General features: G+C 68.7%; 20 protein-coding genes and 2 pseudogenes. 13 read left to right on the top strand and 9 right to left on the bottom strand.

The features are described 5' to 3' along the window. From ACFZDC_RS41185 to ACFZDC_RS41205, 5 genes and pseudogenes are all read left to right on the top strand, one after another. Positions 1 to 233, top strand: a pseudogene (locus tag ACFZDC_RS41185) (hypothetical protein); the annotation flags it as partial. Between the two features lie 278 nt (positions 234 to 511). Further along, positions 512 to 1,066, top strand: coding sequence for a hypothetical protein (locus ACFZDC_RS41190; protein ID WP_391332135.1), 555 nt, complete (start codon positions 512 to 514; stop codon positions 1,064 to 1,066). A gap of 32 nt (positions 1,067 to 1,098) precedes the next feature. Beyond that, the gene (locus ACFZDC_RS41195) at positions 1,099 to 1,599 is read left to right on the top strand and encodes a hypothetical protein (RefSeq protein ID WP_391332137.1); all 501 of its coding nucleotides are present in this window, start codon (positions 1,099 to 1,101) and stop codon (positions 1,597 to 1,599) included. A gap of 99 nt (positions 1,600 to 1,698) precedes the next feature. Continuing rightward, positions 1,699 to 1,854 (top strand): DUF6131 family protein, encoded by a 156-nt coding sequence (locus ACFZDC_RS41200; RefSeq protein ID WP_391332139.1) that lies wholly within the window; start codon positions 1,699 to 1,701, stop codon positions 1,852 to 1,854. 660 nt (positions 1,855 to 2,514) lie between these two features. Next, a complete protein-coding gene (locus tag ACFZDC_RS41205; protein WP_391332141.1) occupies positions 2,515 to 2,838 on the top strand; it encodes a hypothetical protein in 324 nt (107 codons plus the stop codon). Between the two features lie 36 nt (positions 2,839 to 2,874). On the opposite strand, the gene ACFZDC_RS41210 is transcribed toward ACFZDC_RS41205, so the two are convergent. The 4 genes from ACFZDC_RS41210 to ACFZDC_RS41225 form a co-directional block, all read right to left on the bottom strand. Next, entirely contained in the window at positions 2,875 to 3,348 is a 474-nt protein-coding gene (locus ACFZDC_RS41210) for an ATP-binding protein (protein ID WP_391332169.1), read from the bottom strand. Positions 3,349 to 3,557: 209 nt separating this feature from the next. Continuing rightward, positions 3,558 to 4,037 (bottom strand): recombinase family protein, encoded by a 480-nt coding sequence (locus tag ACFZDC_RS41215; protein WP_391332143.1) that lies wholly within the window; start codon positions 4,035 to 4,037, stop codon positions 3,558 to 3,560. A gap of 72 nt (positions 4,038 to 4,109) precedes the next feature. Then, complete coding sequence (locus tag ACFZDC_RS41220) at positions 4,110 to 4,388, bottom strand: hypothetical protein (protein WP_391332145.1); 279 nt, start codon at positions 4,386 to 4,388, stop codon at positions 4,110 to 4,112. Positions 4,389 to 4,534: 146 nt separating this feature from the next. Then, on the bottom strand, positions 4,535 to 5,026 hold the full coding sequence (locus ACFZDC_RS41225) for a helix-turn-helix domain-containing protein (RefSeq protein ID WP_391332146.1): 492 nt from the start codon (positions 5,024 to 5,026) through the stop codon (positions 4,535 to 4,537). A gap of 101 nt (positions 5,027 to 5,127) precedes the next feature. On the opposite strand from ACFZDC_RS41225, the gene ACFZDC_RS41230 reads away from it, so the two are divergent. The 4 genes from ACFZDC_RS41230 (at position 5,128) to ACFZDC_RS41245 (ending at position 8,910) form a co-directional block, all read left to right on the top strand. After that, positions 5,128 to 6,681 carry a VWA domain-containing protein gene (locus ACFZDC_RS41230; RefSeq protein WP_391332148.1) on the top strand — a complete coding sequence of 518 codons (1,554 nt, stop codon included), beginning with the start codon at positions 5,128 to 5,130 and terminating at the stop codon, positions 6,679 to 6,681. 250 nt (positions 6,682 to 6,931) lie between these two features. Next, complete coding sequence (locus ACFZDC_RS41235; RefSeq protein WP_391332150.1) at positions 6,932 to 7,504, top strand: hypothetical protein; 573 nt, start codon at positions 6,932 to 6,934, stop codon at positions 7,502 to 7,504. Between the two features lie 780 nt (positions 7,505 to 8,284). Beyond that, positions 8,285 to 8,539 carry a hypothetical protein gene (locus ACFZDC_RS41240; protein WP_391332152.1) on the top strand — a complete coding sequence of 85 codons (255 nt, stop codon included), beginning with the start codon at positions 8,285 to 8,287 and terminating at the stop codon, positions 8,537 to 8,539. Beyond that, positions 8,536 to 8,910 (top strand): PIN domain-containing protein, encoded by a 375-nt coding sequence (locus ACFZDC_RS41245; protein ID WP_391332154.1) that lies wholly within the window; start codon positions 8,536 to 8,538, stop codon positions 8,908 to 8,910. The genes ACFZDC_RS41240 and ACFZDC_RS41245 overlap by 4 nt, the downstream gene beginning before the upstream one ends. Positions 8,911 to 9,517: 607 nt before the next feature. Here the strand turns inward: ACFZDC_RS41245 and ligA are convergent. Together ligA and ACFZDC_RS41255 are read right to left on the bottom strand one after the other, a co-directional pair. Further along, positions 9,518 to 11,605, bottom strand: coding sequence for an NAD-dependent DNA ligase LigA (ligA, locus tag ACFZDC_RS41250; protein WP_391332156.1), 2,088 nt, complete (start codon positions 11,603 to 11,605; stop codon positions 9,518 to 9,520). Between the two features lie 348 nt (positions 11,606 to 11,953). After that, positions 11,954 to 12,871, bottom strand: a complete 918-nt coding sequence (locus ACFZDC_RS41255) for a zinc-binding dehydrogenase (RefSeq protein ID WP_391332157.1) — start codon at positions 12,869 to 12,871, stop codon at positions 11,954 to 11,956. Positions 12,872 to 13,199: 328 nt separating this feature from the next. Here ACFZDC_RS41255 and ACFZDC_RS41260 point away from each other — a divergent pair, with 328 nt between their 5' ends. The 4 genes from ACFZDC_RS41260 (at position 13,200) to ACFZDC_RS41275 (ending at position 14,703) form a co-directional block, all read left to right on the top strand. Then, entirely contained in the window at positions 13,200 to 13,448 is a 249-nt protein-coding gene (locus ACFZDC_RS41260; RefSeq protein WP_391332159.1) for an antitoxin MazE7, read from the top strand. 3 nt (positions 13,449 to 13,451) lie between these two features. Then, entirely contained in the window at positions 13,452 to 13,835 is a 384-nt protein-coding gene (locus ACFZDC_RS41265; protein ID WP_391332161.1) for a toxin Doc, read from the top strand. Positions 13,836 to 14,025: 190 nt separating this feature from the next. Then, positions 14,026 to 14,208 carry a hypothetical protein gene (locus tag ACFZDC_RS41270; protein WP_391332162.1) on the top strand — a complete coding sequence of 61 codons (183 nt, stop codon included), beginning with the start codon at positions 14,026 to 14,028 and terminating at the stop codon, positions 14,206 to 14,208. 75 nt (positions 14,209 to 14,283) lie between these two features. Next, positions 14,284 to 14,703, top strand: coding sequence for a hypothetical protein (locus ACFZDC_RS41275; protein WP_391332164.1), 420 nt, complete (start codon positions 14,284 to 14,286; stop codon positions 14,701 to 14,703). A gap of 222 nt (positions 14,704 to 14,925) precedes the next feature. Here ACFZDC_RS41275 and ACFZDC_RS41280 read toward each other — a convergent pair. The 3 genes and pseudogenes from ACFZDC_RS41280 to ACFZDC_RS41290 form a co-directional block, all read right to left on the bottom strand. After that, positions 14,926 to 15,108: pseudogene (locus tag ACFZDC_RS41280) on the bottom strand (IS5/IS1182 family transposase); the annotation flags it as partial. Between the two features lie 109 nt (positions 15,109 to 15,217). Continuing rightward, positions 15,218 to 16,744, bottom strand: a complete 1,527-nt coding sequence (locus tag ACFZDC_RS41285) for a protein kinase (protein ID WP_391332166.1) — start codon at positions 16,742 to 16,744, stop codon at positions 15,218 to 15,220. A 154-nt stretch (positions 16,745 to 16,898) separates the two neighbouring features. Continuing rightward, the coding region (locus ACFZDC_RS41290; RefSeq protein WP_391332167.1) for a transposase at positions 16,899 to 17,194 on the bottom strand (296 nt) is incomplete at its 5' end.

A 17,194-nucleotide genomic window follows, 5' to 3' on the forward strand; every position in this document is an offset into this window, starting at 1 on the left:
CCGGTGCGGGCGAGTTCCTGGGCGAGCCACAGTGGGAGTGCGGCCGGCTCACGGGTCTCGCCGAGAGGGGTGTAGGTGCCGTGTTGGGTGGTGGTGCCGGGGGCAATGATGTAGCTGCCGTGGGCTGGATCAGCCGGATGATCGCCGTGCGGACGGCGTCGTACGCGGTGGCGCTGATGTCATGCTGCGGGGCCGTCAGCGCATCTGCCTTCACGGCCCAGAGCTCGCCTTGACGCTCAACGGCGATAAACACGGCTCGCTGCTCCTTGGCCGCACGGCACGCGACGTTGAACGCATCCTGGCCCGTCACGTCCGGGATCAGATCAGCAGGGCAGGGCGTAGGCAGCGACTGCATACCCAGCATCGTGCCAGGGCCAGCGGACCGAGGCTCATGATCGGCCGATGAGGTGCCACGAAGGTATGTTATGGGTTATTTCGGGTATCATCTGAATGGGTTAATTTCTCTTAATTTGCTTTCTGGGAGTCAGGCGGTCGGGCGGGAGGCGGTCCGATGTCTACAGGTACTCTTCTGGCGATCGTCATTCCCGCTGTGGTGGTCGTGGCCCTGATCGTGTCCGCGGTGGCTCTTTTCATGCGGCGCCGGAGGCTGCGTGAACGCTTCGGCCCGGAGTACGAGCGGACGGTGCAGGGAGCCGACAGCAGACTCGCCGCCGAGCGTGAGCTCAGCGAGCGCGCGAAGCGTCATGACGAGCTCGACATCAAGCCGTTGCCGGCCCGCGCCCGGGACCGCTTCGCCCGGGACTGGGACGGCGTGCAGCAGGAGTTCGTGGACCGGCCGGAGGACGCGGTGCACGACGCGGACCGGCTGGTCACCTCGTTGATGCAGGCCCGCGGCTACCCCACCGAGGGCTTCGAGCAGCAGATGAAGGACCTCTCCGTGGAGCACGGCCGCACCCTGGAGCACTACCGGGCCGCTCACGAGATCGACACGCTCAGCGCGGGCCACAAGGCCACCACCGAGCAGCTGCGCGGCGCCATGGTGCACTACCGCGCCCTTTTCGACGAGCTGCTCTCCGACGGCGGCCATCGCCACGCCCCGGCCTGACACCCGGTGGCCCGTACCCGCACGGAGGCGCCATGCAGCGCGACAACACACCGGAAAGCTCTGACAGCGGACTGTCCACCGAGGACTTCGCCCAGCCCCGCCAGACAGCGAGCGAACCGCCGGGCGCCGCATCACCGCCCCCGGTTTTCCCCGGTGAAGGCGACGAGAGCGCCGCCACCGGCAACGAAACCGAGTCCCGTCCCCCGGATGCCCCCGCGACGGAGGAGTCGACGACGCAGCAGACCGTGGACCCCGACGAGACCCCGCAGCTGCTGAAACCGCAGGACGAAGACGACTTCCGCAAGCGCTGGGAGAAGATCCAGAACACGTTCGTCGATGATCCCCGCGAGGCCGTTCAGGCAGCCGACAGCCTGGTCGCCAACGTCATGCAGACGCTCGCCACCACGTTCGACGAGCACAAGAAAGAACTGGAAGATCAGTGGAACCGCAGCGGCCAAGCGGACACCGAAGCCCTGCGCACCGCCCTGCGCCACTACCGGTCATTCTTCAACCGCCTGCTGCTCACCGCCTGACGCCCCCACCCACGCGACAGCCGACAGGACCATAGCCGGGCGTCGCCTACCCGGCGCCATCAGCGGCCGGCACGCCGACCGCAGAGGAAGGAGGCCACCGTGATCACCCTCGGCGTCATCCTGCTCATCGTCGGATTTCTCCTGCACATCAACATCCTGTGGACGATCGGGATCATCCTGCTCGCCATCGGACTCATCTTGTTCCTCCTCGGCTCCGTGGGACACGCCGTCGGCGGCCGACGCCACTACTGGTAGACCGCACCGAGCCGGCCCCGACGTAGCCTCCGGGTCGTCGGCCGTTTCACGGCGCACCGTGGCACGCGTCGCATCCGGGAGGGGACCCCCGCTGGAGTTCCCGCCGTCCCTGGGGTCACCGAGATACGCGCCAGAGGGCCGTGGGGGTGATCTCGTTCCGCGAATGGCAGCGCCCTCCTCCCGGTCGTGGAGGACGGTTGGGAGGGCGTGCCAAGAAAGACCGTCTTGAGATGCAGGCAGTGCGGTACGTCGCTCCCCGAGGGCAGCCGTCGATCACGTCGGTACTGCTCAGCGGCTTGCCGCACGAAGGCGTGGCGGTGGCGCAGGAAGCGCGGGGAGTGGTGGCGGAGCAATGTCGAGTTCGCCGCCGCGCTGCGGGAGGGCCGACCGTACCGCCGGCCGAAAGTCCGCTGCCCAGTCTGCAACGGCCGGTGGGTCGTCGGTGAGGTCACAGGCGGGAACCGCAAGCGGGTGGATGCTGTGTGCTGCTCGCCAAGGTGCCGGACTCGTGCCTATCGCAAGAGGCGCCTGCGTTCAGAAGACGTCACCGTGTGTGATGCTCCCCCAGAGACGGACTCTCAGGGATCTGGCGAGGTGCGAGCTGCCTCAACGGGTCCGCGGTAGCTGGCATGAGCCGGTTCTTTGGGGCAGGCGAGGCGAATGCAGTCCATCCATCCCGACCTCGCTGGACGGGTACGCCGTGCCCTGAAGCTGGCGGGCTTCCATGTCGTGGATGAGGCGGACGACACCGCACCGGGGCTGAAGGTGAGCGAGACGCCCACGGGCGTGCCTGGTGAGCTGGACGGCGTCGCACGGGTTCGCCGCGCTGGCGGCCGATCAGCGTGGGGCGTCCGGCGACGGGATGCGGATGGCGGTGCGGGCCGCGGTGGCGGGCTGCTGGTCCAGTGCGGGCACACGGTCGTGGAGTCGCCGGACGGAAACGGCATCGTGGTTCTGGCGGAGGGGTCAGCTGCCGGTGCGTGACGGGGTTCGCGTGCAGGTCCGCCGGGTCTCACGCCGTCACAGCTGGCGGCCGGCAGGGTCTCCGCCGGGATCGTCGGCCAGCACGATTGCCGTGGTGATCCGTTTGCCCACCGGTTCGCGGTGGATGGCGAAGCTCTGGCCGACGGCCATCACGATCTCCAGCCCGTGCTGGCCGATCCGGGTCGGGTCGGGCGCGAGGATCGCGGGCGGGGTCGGGTTGCTGTCCCATACGGTCACGTCGACCGCGCCGCCGTTGATTTCCAGGGTCAGCAGGCAGGGGCCGGGTGCGTACTTGCGGGCGTTGGTCACCAGCTCGCTGGCGACGAGCTGCACCATGCCCATCGCGCGCCCGGACACTGGCAACCCGTGCAAGGCCTGCACATCGGTGAGGAAACTGCGGGCCAGGTCACGGGCGACGGCGATGTCTTCGCTGCCCTCGAACGCCCCGGACACCGATAGGACGTCTCCGAGCCGCGAGGACTTGTCCTCGCCGTCTGCTGTCTGTTCCATGCCGCCCACCCTTCCCCCGTATCCAAACCTGTTTACCCCCGAACCTTCACATCAGGCGTACGCAGGTCGCACAGGAGGGGGGCGTCGGCGCTGCCTGCACGGGTCTCGGTGTCATCGTCCTCGCCCGGGGCGGGCCGCCGGCCGAAGGAACCGTCCTCGCCAGGCGGAGCCCCAAGAACTGGTGCCCTTCGCGCGGTGAATGCCGTGGATCATGCCTTCACGCTCCCCGCCATCTGGCCGGGAATGCTGTCGGCCGCCTGGAGGGCGGCGAAATCGGCGTGGGCCTGTTCGACGGCTTCCGGGTACGCCTGCCGCTTCTCCTGTTCGGCGAGCGCCCGGTAGATGCTCGACAAGCTCGGGTTCTGTCCTCTGCGCTTGCCGGTGGGGATGATCAGGTCGGGCTGGATCTGCTCGACCGTCTCACCGTCGGCACGGCGGCGCAGGACGGTGTGGAGCATGTCATCGGTGATGACGGGCGGCCGGCCGCCGTGCTTGCCCTTGCGGGCGGCGCTGTCGAGTCCTTCCAGCGTGGACTCGCGGATGTTCTCCCGTTCGGTCTCCGCCATCGCGGCGAAGAAGGCGAACAACAGCCGGCCGTGTCCGGTGGGGTCGTAGATTCCGGCGAGCGGACCAGCGAGCATCTCCAGGACCAGGCCGTGGGCGGCGAAGTGGTCGGCCAGCGCGGTCACTTCGGCGGCGTCCCGCCCGAGCCGTCATCTCGTACACGGTGAAGATCACGCGACAGTGCGGGACGTGGGCCTTTATTTCCCGGGCGGTGCGCAGCGCTTCCTCGGACTTGGGGCGGATCCGCACACGGGTGCGGTGCTGATCTTCTCGGCGAAGATCTTGTCCCGGGGGATGTTCCTGGCGGCGAGCGCGTCGAGCTGGGTCCGGAGGTCATGGGTCAGGGTCGAGCAGCGGGCGTAGCCGATGCGGATGTCCTCGCTCGGGGTGCCCGCATCGATCGGTGCGGGTGCCGGGATGCCGGGCCGCCAGGGCTGGCCGGGGCCACGGTCGACCTGCCCCTTCGTATACGACATTCCACGGGTTCGTCCTGTTTTTCACCTTCTGTTGCCGCAGGTCAGCCCGACATATAGGAGCGACCGATCCGCCGGGTCGGTAACGAGTTGGTAGGGGACGTGACGCCCTGTGACCTGCGGATCTCATCTGCCGACGGTCGGATGTCTCATCGGATGGGTGGTGGGGTGGCTGCTTTGAGGCAGCGGGCGAGAAGGGCGCCGGCGGCGTCCAGGCGCTCGTCGGGCGGGAGGGTGAGGAGGAGGCGGTAAGCAGCGTCGACCACGGCCGTGCGGTTTTCTCCACCGGCCGGTTCCTGAGCGGGGGGCTCGGCAGGGGGTTGCGCGTGATCGGTATTGGGGCGGTAGTTGGGATTGGGGATGTGCCGTTGCCTGCCGGGCGCCGCCGATGGTCCAGGAGGCTGCGGGGCGATGACGGGGGCGAGGAGTGCGTCGACGGTCAGCCCGAAGGTCTGGGCCAGTTTGGTGAGGGTGTCGAAGGAGGGCTCGCGGTCGCCGTTCTCCAGTTGGCTGATGTAGGGGTAGGACAGGCCGGAGCGCTCGGCCAGGTCCTTGCGACTCCAGCCGCGCTCGTTGCGGAGGTCGAGCAGCGACCTGCCCAGTCGCGGGAGGTTCTTCGCCCCGCGGTCCGAGATGCCCATGTATTGCTCCTTGCATATTCGATGCTCACAGCATTATGCTTGTAGCATAGCAATCGGGGGTGGCTGCGGAAGCCGCTTCCGCAGCACTGAGGGGGATGCGCATGCGCATCGACGTAAGCTCGCAGTTCGATCTCATCGCGCAGGGCATGGACGAACTGGTCCCGGTCTTGGTCGACATCACCGCGCCCCACCTGGACGAGGCTGGCGCGGACACCCGGCCGCCGCACACTCTGCAGGTGGTCCTCGACCGCAGCGGCTCCATGGGGAGGGGGCCCCTGGATGTGGCCAAGACGGCGCTCAAGGACCTGGTCGACCGCCTGCGGCCGGACGACAATTTCGGGTTGGTCGCCTTCGACGACCAGGTCCAGGTCGTCGTCCCGGCAGGCCCGCTGACGGACAAGGACACGGTGAAGGCCGCCATCGCGAGCCTGGACCCTGGTGGCACCACCAACCTGTCCGCCGGTTACCTGCGCGGGCTGCAGGAGGCCGAGCGGGTGGCCAAGGAGGCCGGGGCCACCGTGCTGGTGGTCAGCGACGGCCACGCCAACCGCGGCGTCACCGACCCGGAGATTCTCGGCGAGAAGGCCGACCAGGCGTTCCACCGGGGCATCACCACCTCCGCGCTCGGCATCGGTGAGGGATACGACGAACACCTGCTGGCCGCGCTGGCCCGCGGTGGCCGCGGCAACGACGGAATGGCCGAGCACACCGACGCTGCTGCGCAGTTCATCGCGGCCCAGGTCGACGGTCTGCTGTCCCAGGCGGCCCAGGCCGTCAGCCTGCTGCTGCGGATGGAGTCTGTTGTGCGCGGGGTCGAGCTCGTCAACGAGCTGCCCGTCACCGTCACGCCGGACGGTGTCCTGATCGAGCTGGGCAGCCTGTACTCCGGGGAGACGCGCACCCTGACCCTCGTCCTCGACGTCCCGGCCGGCCCCCTGTCGGGCCCCGTGCGACTCGGCGAACTGGAGCTGTCCTGGGCTGAGCTGCCCACGCTCAAACAGCACACCGCCACTGTCTCCCTGGACACCGAGGTGGCGCCGCCCTCCGTGGCCGCCACCCGTACCGCGGATCCGCGCGTCGCCACCGAACTCGTCTTCCAGCGGGCCCAGCAGGCCAAGCGGCGCGCCGCCGTCGCCCTCAGGAACCGGAACCCGCAGGAGGCACTCGAGGAACTGCGCCGGGCGCGCGACGCCGTGCAGGCTGCCGCCGCCTCGGCGCCGACCGAGATGGCCACAGACCTCGACGAGGAGCTCGCCATCCTTGTAGCCCTGATCCGGCAGACCAAGTCCGGCAACTACTCCCGCTCCGCCAAGGCCGCACTCAAGCGCGTCGGCGACGCCAGTCGCAGCCGCGGCCGCCAGTTCGCCGCGGGCACCGGGCTCGACCACCACAACTGGACCAGTCAGCCCGGCGCGAGCCGACCGACCCCGGCGCGGCACTCGAAGACACCCCGCCGGGCCTGGATCGACCTCGCCGAGGCCGTCCGCACCCTTCCCCTGACGCCCCAGGACCGCGAACCCATCGCCGAGGCCATCGCCGCCCTCCTGGACGGCCGCCCCGACTTCAACGCCTCCCGCTTTCGCCGCCACGCGCTGTCCACCGAATCCCGCGGCCGCGGCACGCGTACCGACCACACGCCGGACTCGCTGTTCTGACCGTACAAGCGACCACTCAGCAGAATCCCACAGCACGCGCTACCGGCTCTCGAGCCTGTTCCCGCTCGCTTCGCCGCCAAGGCCGCGGGCCGCAGTCTCCGAGCCTGCGGCCGCTTTGCAGGGTGTTATCCCGACCAGGTGCAGGGCGAGTCACCGGGGCGGGCCGCCGGCCCCGCTCGATGCTCACCGTGTCCACATGTTCCGTGTCCGCGCTACCGGCGGCGCAGAGTCAACTGATGGGAGGTTGCCCATGGCCGATGCGCAAGACCGTCTCTTGGCGTGGCTGAAGGCGGCTCCGAAGACGCTGGCCTGGACCCAGGACCACATGGCCTGGCGGGACGCGAGCGGCACCGAGGTATTGCACGGGTACGTCGACGTCGACATCCCGCAGGCCAGCGCTGCGGTGGGACTGGGCTGGACGTGGACAGCGGCCTCCGACCCGGACATGGACGAAGGGGACAAAGACCTCTGGTTCGTCATCGAACTTCCCTACACGGTCACCGTCTACGGGGTGGAGGATTCGGCCCGCACCGCGCTGACGGCCGCTGCCATCGTCCCGGCCGGAGAGGAACCCACCGCCGAGCAGGTGCAACGCTTCGCACAGCTGGCCACTGAGCACAGCGGGCGTACCCGCGTCGTCGGCGGCTGGCTTCCCGAGGACATCAGCAAAGCCATCGCGGACTGGATCCTTCGCCACACCGGACTCCAGAAGGAACTCCGCTACGACTCGCCCCTGACCTCACACATGGCCGAGATACTCATGAGACGGCTTGAGCCCGAGGAGCAGGAGCCCGGTCCCGGGCCCTCCTCACCCTCTCAGTAAGTCTCCGACTGAGGTTCCCCGCCCAGGAGCTTCGCCCTCGGGTGGCCCGTTTCGAACATCTTCTGTCCCAGAGGCGGCCTCTGGGACAGAAGGGCGGAGCGTCGGCGATGAGCATGCATGGCAGATGAGTAGGGGATCTGATCACTGGGGGCCCGCCGGAACGGTTGTACGGCGAGGAATGCTCGCAGGTCCCTGACGCCCTCGTGGTGCTTCTGGACCGCCGTCGCCGCCGGCCTGGCGGCGCTGTTGTGGCCCCGGGCCCGGTGGACCGGCACCAGGCTCGCGACCATCGCGGTGCAGTGGACGGCGCAGATCGTGCTGGCCCTCCTGATCCTCAGCTACGCCAGATGATGCCTCTCACTCTTGGCCCTCTCATGCGGGCCAAACGCCGGATCGACGAGGCAAGCGTGCAGAGGGCGCGCATGGTGCGGGGTCTGCGGAGCCGTCGGCCCTCCCGTGGGGGGACGGGAGGAACGACGCGGCGCCGCCCAGGTGACAGCACAGGGACGGGGTCAGGGGGCGGGGGGCCTCCGCCTGGGGGGAGGAAGAGGATCACCGCGGTCACAGGATGGCACTGGATTCAGCCAGCCAACAGGGTTGTGACTGGAATCAGCCACATGAACGGAATCAGCCTTGGCATCCGACCCGGGGCCGGTGGGAGAGCCATGCCGTCTGAAGGTCGCCCCGCCATCCGCGGCCGCCTGTGGTGGTCCACCAGCTGCGCCGACGGCGCTCGAAGACGTGATCCCCACTATGTCTACCGGCGGTAGAATCGGCTCTATGAGCAAGCCGACCAGCATCAAGACCAGCGAGGAAGTGCGTAACCGGCTGCGCATCCTCGCGAAGGAGCGCGGCACCACCATCACGGAGCTGCTGGAGGATCTCGCTACCCGGGAGCTCACGGCGGCCGAGCGGGAGCAGCGGGCCCGGGAGGCTGCCCGTGAGCTCGGCATCGAGTACACCGAGCAGGTCCAGCAGGCCGGCCAGGACGCCTGGGCGAAGATCCGCGCCCATCAGGGCGGCGCCGCCGCGTGAACCTGACGGCCATCCTGGACCACACCGCTCTGGCCGCCCTGTTCCGTGCGGATCCCTTCTTCACCGGCCTCTACATCGAGGCCTCGCGCGGCACCGGCCGGGTGATCATCCCGTCGCTGTCCATGCTGGCCGCCGAACGACAGGTTGCCGGTGCCGGCAAGCACGCGGCGTCCCTGCGGTTCGCGGAGAACGTGCCATTCACCGCGGCGCACGCCGTCGATGCGATGGACTGGAGAAACGTCGACTGGCCGGTGGCGCACGCGGCAGCGATCGCCTGGCAGGCGGTGAAGGCGGGGGAACCACTCACTGTCCTGTCGCTGGAACCCGCGCTGTACGCGGGGACCGGCATCACTCCACTGAACCCGACCTGAGCTTCGGCCTGGCGGGTCTGCAGCGCCGGCCGCAGCTCTGTGCCCGCTGATCAAAGGATTACGGACGGGGTATCACGGCAGGGGTCCTGAGTACGGGCTGCCTGCTGCCCTACCGGTTGCGGCGGGCGGTGACCGGGGCGCGCCACCGCTGACGGGTGGCTGGTTTGCCGTCGAGCCACGCAGCGAGTTCGAGGGTGGGGATCATGGAGGTGAGGCCGGCGATGTCGAGTTCGGCGCGCAGAGTGTGAATGCGGTCGTCGAGCTCGGAATTTCCGGCGTCACGGATCAGGGCGGCGATGGCCGCGTTGATGGTGGCGGCACGGCCGGAAAGTCACACAGGGCTGCACGCCGCCGTAAGCACCCAAAAGCCCCGGCTGGACGGGGAGACCAGCCGGGGCGTAAGGCGGTGACATGCGGAGGGCGGTCGCCTCTCGGCGGAAGGCTCCATGGGGCTTCAGCCGGACGATCGTCCCCATGGGCTATAGGTGAGGCCCGGGGACACTGTCCCCTCCGCGGCCCACGTGTAGGTGAACGGTCAACCGTCTCGGGTTGTTCCCGCACGTCCCGGACTGCCGGTGTGAGCTGGGCAACGCTCCGTAGGGGAGGCCTAGTTGAGGTAGTCGGCGACCATGGCGGCGAATTCGTCGGGGGTGGCCAGGCGGATACCGAGATCTTCGGCCTTGGCTCGCTTGGACCCCGCGCCGTCTCCGGCGACGACGAGAGTGGTCTTCTTGGAAACGCTGGAGGACGAGCGGCCGCCGGCTTGTTCGATGAGCTCGTTCATCTGGTTGCGGCTGAGCTTCTCCAGGGGGCCGGTCATCGCGCCAGTGACGACCACGGTCATCCTGGCCAGCGGTCGACCCGCACGCTCGGCGTCCTCGTCGTGGTCGCCGGTGTCGCCGTCGGACGAGGTGGGTGGGGTGGCGCCGGGTTCCGTCATGTTCACCCCGGCGGCGGCGAGTTTGTCGATCAGCGGGGCGAGTTCGGCGAGCTCGGCGACGATCGAGGGGGCCTTCTCGGTGCCGATGCCCTCGACCTGCTGCATCGCTTCAGCGTCCGCGGCGCGGATGTTGTCCATGGTGGCGAAGTGCCTGGCGATACGGCGGGACATGGAGCGGCCGGTGCCGCGGACCCCGAGCGCGCACAGCACCCGCGACAGCGGCTGGCCCTTGGCCGCGGTGATGGCGGCGAGGAGGTTGTCGGTGCTGGTGGCGCCCATCCGTTCCAGGCCCATCAGCTGCTCGCGGGTCAGGGTGAACAGGTCGGCGAGATCGGCGACGAGGCCGGCGTCGACGAGTTGGACGACGCGCGTTGTGCCGAGGCCTTCTATGTCGAGCTGGTCGCGGCCGGCTGCGTAGGACAGGGCTGCCACCAGGTGGCAGTTGCGTCCGTTCTCGCAGCGCCAGCGCTGCTCGCCGGTGTCGATACCGGCCCCGCAGCGCGGGCACGTCTCGGGGAAGGCGATGGGCTGTTCGTCGCCGGTGCGCAGGTGGGCGACGGGGGCTTCGATGCGGGGGATGACGTCGCCGGCCCGGTGGACCATGACGTGGTCGCCCAGGCGCAGGTTGCGGCGGGTGATGTCGGCCGGGTTGTGGAGGGTGGCATACGTGATGGTGGCGCCGTCGATCTCGACCGGTTCCAGGACGGCACGCGGGGCGATGATGCCGGTACGGCCCACGTTCCACTCCACCTCAAGCAGCCGGGTGACCTTCTCGACGGCCGGCAGCTTGTAGGCGATCGCCCAACGCGGAGCGCGCGAACCCGATCCTGCCGTCCGCTGATCGGCGGCCAGGTCTGCCTTGATGACGATTCCGTCGATCCCGAACGGCAGCTCCGCCCGCAGGGCGGCGATCTCCTGCACCCGGGCCAGCACCTGCTCGACCGTGTCGGCGGTGATGCCGGGCACCGCGGTGGTGGCCGTGGTGTTCACCCCGTACGCGGCGGCCTGAACCATGAGGTCGCTGTGCGCGAGTTCGCCCAGCCGCACGGCGAGCGACGCCTCGGTGCTGGGCAGGGGCAGCAGGCCGTAGCCGAAGAACGTCATCGGCACCGTGTAAGCACGCTCCTTGGCGCGCAGGGTGCCCGCCGCGGCGCCGCGCGGGTTGGCGAACGGCTGTCCGCCGTGCGCGGTGCGCACCTCGTTGGCGTGCTCGAACTGAGCGGTCGTCATCAGGACTTCGCCGCGGACTTCCACGGTGACCGGCTCGGCGAGCTGGTCCGGCAGGCCCTCTATGGTGCCGATCGCGTGCGAGACATCCTCCCCGGCCGTCCCGTCCCCACGTGTGATCAGCTGTATCAGGCAACCGCCGGCGTAACGGGCGGCGACCGCGAGCCCGTCCAGCTTCGGCTCGACACTGAACCGCTCGACGTCGTGGCCGATGCGCCGGGCCAGGGACGCGGTCCAAGCGGTGAACTCCTCCGGCGAGAACACGTTGTCCAGACTCAGCATCGCCACCGTGTGCGGGACATCGCCCTCCACGGCCCCGCCGGCGACCTTCCCCGTCGGAGAGTCGGGCAGCACCTGATCAGGATGTTCGGCCTCCCACGCGGCGATGCCTCGCACCAGCCTGTCGTAGGCGTCATCGTCCAAGGCCGACGTCCCACCCGCGTAGTAGGCGGCCGACGCCTTCACCGCTTCCTCGACCGCCTGCGCGTAAGCGGCGGCATCCATGATCACAGCTGCAGGTGTTGTCATGCCCGTCATCCTGCCTGCCACCACTGACATCGCCCGATGCCGCGGAACCGAAGAACGACCGCGAAAAAGACGGGGGCGGAGGCCGCGCAGCGCCAAGCCGCACCTCTCAGCGCGAGCAAGCACGCGTAGCACCCTGGACCTGATCTTTCGGTGATGCCCGCGAGCGGGCGCAGCGGCTGTAGGGTCTCGCCGCGTCCGACATGTCGATCTTTTGCGACCTGGGCTTTCCTCGTTGTCTCACGGCCGTGTAACCATGATCAGCCTCAAGTCCGTGGCATTTCCTCGTCCGACACCGGGCAGGTCAGCGGTCATCCAGCCCACCAACGCTGTTGGCCCTTTCCAGGGCGCTCAGGGGCGCACGCAAATGACGGTCTTGCCCTTGCGTCGCTCGGTCGGGTTGAGCGCAGGGACGGCGTCGTCGATGGCCGCGACGGTTCCGATGTGCGTGCGAAGGCGCCCGTCCCGCACCCGGTCGACGATCTCCACCAGCTGACTCGGAACGGACTCGACGACGAAGTCGACCGCCAAGCCGTCGACAGGGCGAGCCTCAACAGGCCCGACCACCGACACCAGCGTCCCGCCAGGCCGGATGATTCTCGCCGAGCGTCTTTGGATGTCAGCGCCGATGACATCGAAGACCACGTCGACCCCGCCGATGTCGTCGAGATCCTCGGTGGCGAGGTCGAGGAACTCGTTCGCGCCGAAGTCGAGCGCCGCCTGGCGGTCCGCCGCCCGCCCGGTACCGATGACGTAGGCGCCGAACTCCCGGGCCAGCTGCGTAACCACCGACCCGACTGCGCCGGCGGCGCCGTGTGCGAGGACGCTCTGCCCCGCCTGAAGACGACCGTGCTGGAACAGACCTTGCCACGCGGTCAGGCCGGAGATCGGCAGGCTCGCGCCCACCATGAAGTCGACGTTCCCCGGCAGCGGCGCCAGGTTGCGTGCCTCCACGGCCGCGTACTCGGCCAGGGTTCCATCGCGGTGCCAGTCCGTGATCCCGAACACCCGCTGTCCCAGCGAGAGCCCCGTCGTGCCGTAGCCGAGGGAGGTGACCACTCCGGCGAACTCGTGGCCGATGATCGCCTGGGCTCGATCGCGACCGGCGCGATCGACCCACGTCGAGGGCCACTCCCACTCCGCGGGGACGAAGCCCGACACGTGGACTTCAACGACGACGTCGTTGATCGCCGGCGTCGGCTCAGGCCGCTCCGCGAGTGTGATCCCGGCTGCTTCCGCGGCCGGATCCGTCGCGACGATTGCCTTCACTGGTACCTCCGTATATCTCGTGCTCGCCTGCTCTGTGCGCCGCCCAAGCCATGGAGTGGGCTGATTAGCCCACAGAGGAACGGCAACAAGATCCGTCACCACAGACGGATGGACCACTGAAACGCGTCGAGTCCAACCGGAGCTCGACGAGCACCACACACCCAGGGCAGCAACACCCACCCGCGCGCTAGTCTCACGGCGATGTCGTATACGACATCGGTACGACACGGCTCGTGCGATTGCGACATCAGCCGTAAGACCCATCAGCCGAGGAACGTCCACAACCATTAGGTAGCGCGGCGCGTATACCGTGCGGGATACTACGGGTATGGCTGAAACCACTGTCAAGGTCGACACGAGCACCAGGGACATCCTGCAGGGCCTCGCCGCTGCCGAAGGTCTGTCTGTGAAGGCCTACCTGGCCAAGGTGGCTGGGGAGAAGGAGCAGGAGCGGGCGCTGCAGACGGCGACCGCCGCTTTCCGCCGCGTGATCAGCGAGCCCGGCGTCATGGACGCCTTCGATGCCGAGTTCGGCGGGCTGCCGTCCGTCGCGCACGACACCTCGCGGGCGGCCTGACCTGTGCCTCCCATCGTGTACGTCGACTACCGGTGGTTCCTCGAGCGCCAGGAGGAGATCCTCCGGGACGACCTGACCGTCAACGACTTCTCTGTGCTTGTCGGCATGGCCCAGCGCCACCGGGTCGACCCGCCCCGGCACGATCAGCACCATCCCGATGCCTTCTGGCGGGCTGCGGTCATGCTGGAGGAATGCGTGCTGCTGCGCCCACTCCCGGCCCGCAACGAGGTGTACGGATATGGCATCGCCATCGCCTACCTCGAGGCCTCCGGAGAACGCGTGGACACGAAGTTCGAGCTCTGGCGGGAACTGATCTACGACATCCGGGGCCTGCGGCTGGACTCGTACGGCATCGCCGAGAGGCTGCGTTCCTGGCGCCAGGTCTGACCCTGACCGGCGCTGCGTATTCCACGGGAGAATCGACGATTGATCGCTCGGCGGACTGGGCCACGTGCTGCGCGGCAGCGCAGCACGCCGCGGTAGCCGAGCCCAACTCTGGCGACGTTGCCCGGCTACCGTGGCGGGCATTGCCAGGGAACTTCGCATTGAGGTCGCTGAGGAACACTACGAGCAGCTTGTGCTCCAGGCGCACGAGCGGAACGAGGATCCGACGGTGTACGCCGGACGCGTCCTGGCCCAGGAGCTCGGCAGGACTCGCTTCCTCGAAGGCAGCGCTCTCTTCCTCAGCACGCCCGGTGTCCGCGAGGAGTTCGCCAGCCGGTTCGGCCCGCAGCCCGGCGCGGCGGCGTCCGCGGCGTAGGGCGGGCAACAACGTAGTACATCTCTTGGTGGTGCCGTCCTAGCCCGGCACCGGCGAGACCCTAAGCTCCGTCCGGTGGAGAGGTTGCTGATCATCACGGCTGCCGCCTTGTGGGGCTGCGGCACGGGCATGCTCATACCCCGTCCCGCGTACCGGCTGTCCGTGCCGTCCGAGGAGCCCTGGCGGTCGGCGTGCCCAGCCGGCCATCCCTCCGACATGACGGATGAGGAGTGGGCGGCGGTATGCGATCAGCTGCCTGGGGCAGCACCGCCGCGAGCGAAGCAGGCCGTGCTCATGGTCAACCCGATCCCGGCGAAAGGTGCCGACCTCCTGAACCGGCTCATCCGCCACATGCTCGAACAGCGCTTCACGCTGGTGGAAGGCTGGTGGAGCACCGCCGAACAGTTCGCCGGGTACCCCAACGCGACCCATGCGCGACCAGTCTCGGTCCCGGCGGATGCCCCGAGTCAGCGTTCGGCGGCGTCCCTCCGGTAGTCCTTCAGCACGCTCCGGCCCTGGGCGCCGAACAGCGGCACGTTCGGCGTTTTGGCCACCGCCGCTCCATCTCCCCTGGCCTAAGGGCCGCCAGGGTCGATGCAATCCGCAAGCTCCGGCGCGCGCTCAATCCCAGGGTTCCAACACGACCGAAACACATGTGTTCGACATTCCGGCCGGCTTGCCCTTGCCCTCGGGTTTTTCTGCTGCTCGCCGTTGTTGTCGGGTTGCTTGTTCACTGACCAGCACGTAGATGATCGCCGCGAACAGCGTCTCATCAGGCGTGTGTTGCGTCCCGCCGCCCTGCGGCCGCACCTTCGACGGCGGGATCAGCGGCTTCGCGATCTCCCACAGCCCGTCCCGGACAATCCAACTCCATGTGCCCCCGCCCCATAGCGAGGTCAACGAGGCAGCACCACGGAGGACGGGGTCTTAGATCAGGAGCCCCCCCTTCTGGGCGGGCGTCCCCAGGCCAGCCGAGTCGCCGACGACGAGCGGTCCGTCGACGACCGTGTCAGGACGGGGCTCCCAGCGCCTGGGCGATGAAGCGGGCCTCGTTCTTCTTGAGGTTGATGGCGACCGGGACCTTGGGGCCGGCTATCTTCTCCAAAATGGCGGGGCTAGCAAGGAGGCGGTCCGAGTCCCGGATGACGAAGGCCAACTCGTTCTGTGGCCGGGACTGTCCCGCTACCCTGTCGGTGAGGCGAGTGAAGGCGGCCCGGTCGCTGTCGTTCAGGGTGACTTCCACAGTCCACCCGTTCAGGCCGTTGTCCGACTGGTAATAGGCCCTGACGTTCTTGAACTGCCCAATCGTGAGCCCCTTCTCGCCGGCCGTGACCACGCAGGTCTGACGGTCGTCCGATGTCCAGGACCGCCCCTCGGGGGAATCTGCGGGGCACACCCCGGGCGATTCGCTCATCACCGGCAGGATGCCGACCGGACCGTCCGGTTTCCCCGCGCCGCTGGAGCCGGCCTCCGCGGTCCAGGGACGCAGAACCAGGAGCGCGCCGACGGCGAGAGTGGCAGCTGCCCCTCCGGTCACCAGCAGTAGGGTCCTTGGCCGCCGGGTTGCCTGGCCGGCACCCGGCTGCATGGCCATGCGCGCGGTCGGCCGTGGCGGATGCACCAGCTGGGTCCGAGCGTCCGGATCCACCCGGCGTTGGGCCTCCCGCACCGCGCGCATGCGTTGTGTGCGGTGGCGCTCGATGGCCTCGATCCAGTTCCCCGGCAGCCAGTCCTCGCCACCCCGTGCGCTGGGTCGCTCTGCCAACCGCTCCTGGGAGCGTGCCACGATCTGCGCGGGCTCCGGCCGGGCAGCAGCGTCGAATCGCAGGCAGGGAAGAATGAGTTCCTCCAGGTCGCCGGGTAGTCCGGTGACGTCGAGTTCACCTGCCGCCGTGCGCACGAGCTGCTCCAGTGCCGACCCGGCCCCGCCGTCACGGTAGGGCGCACGGCCCACGGCGAGGTGGAAAAGTGTCGCGCCCAGAGAGAACACGTCGGACGCCACGGTCGTCGGCTCACCACGCGCCTGTTCGGGCGACGCATACGCCACCGTACCCAGCGCCGCCTGTGTCCGGGTGACATCGTGGGCCTGCGAGATACCGAAGTCGATGACCCGCGGACCCTCCACCGGCAGCAACACGTTGGACGGCTTGATGTCCCGGTGCACCAGTCCGGCCGCATGGATACTGAGCAAGGCCTCAGCCACACCGGCGGCTACCCAGTGCAGCGCGCCGGCCCCGAGCACCCCACAGCTGTCGACCAGGTCACGCAGCGACGGGGCGGGAATGTACTCCGTCGCCATCCACGGCTTCGCGGCCTCGGCGTCCGCTTCGACCACGCTCGCCGTGTAGAGGCCGCGCACCCGTTGAGCGATCCGTACCTCGCGCGCGAACCTGCGCCGGTCGTCGGCCGAGTCGGCCAGAAGTGTCTTCACCGCAACCGTACGGCCTCCCGGGGAACGGGCAAGCAGGACCCGGCCCATGCCCCCACTGGCCAGCTCTTCCATGACGACATACGGGCCGAACCGCTCCACCGGCATCCCCCATCCCCCGCCTGCACGACACCCAGTATCGCCCGCTGTTCACCACCAGCACACCTGATCCACAAGACTCGACTCATACCAGCAGCGACAGCGCCGCCTGAGGTGTCTCTACCTCCGGATTTAACGAACTACCGTTACTGACTTCGGCTCGTCAAGGTGACGCTGGTTCCTTGAGGGTCAGGCCGGTGTCGGCTATGAAGCCATCGAGGGTGCAGGGCCGGTACTGAAGGCGCTTGAGCCGGTTGCGTACGAGTGCTTCGAGCCGGTCCAGGGCCACGACGGCGAGGTTGGCCAGGCTGCGTTTGACATGCGCCCATACCCCTTCGACGGGGTTGAGGTCGGGTGAGTAGGCGGGCAGCAGGAACACGGTCAGCCATGCACGCTCGGCGATCAGTTCGCCCATGGCGCGGGAGACGTGGGTGTTCAGGCGGTCCCACACCAGCACGA

It is taken from the genome of Streptomyces sp. NPDC007905 (genome assembly GCF_042959345.1).
GTDB lineage: Bacteria > Actinomycetota > Actinomycetes > Streptomycetales > Streptomycetaceae > Streptomyces.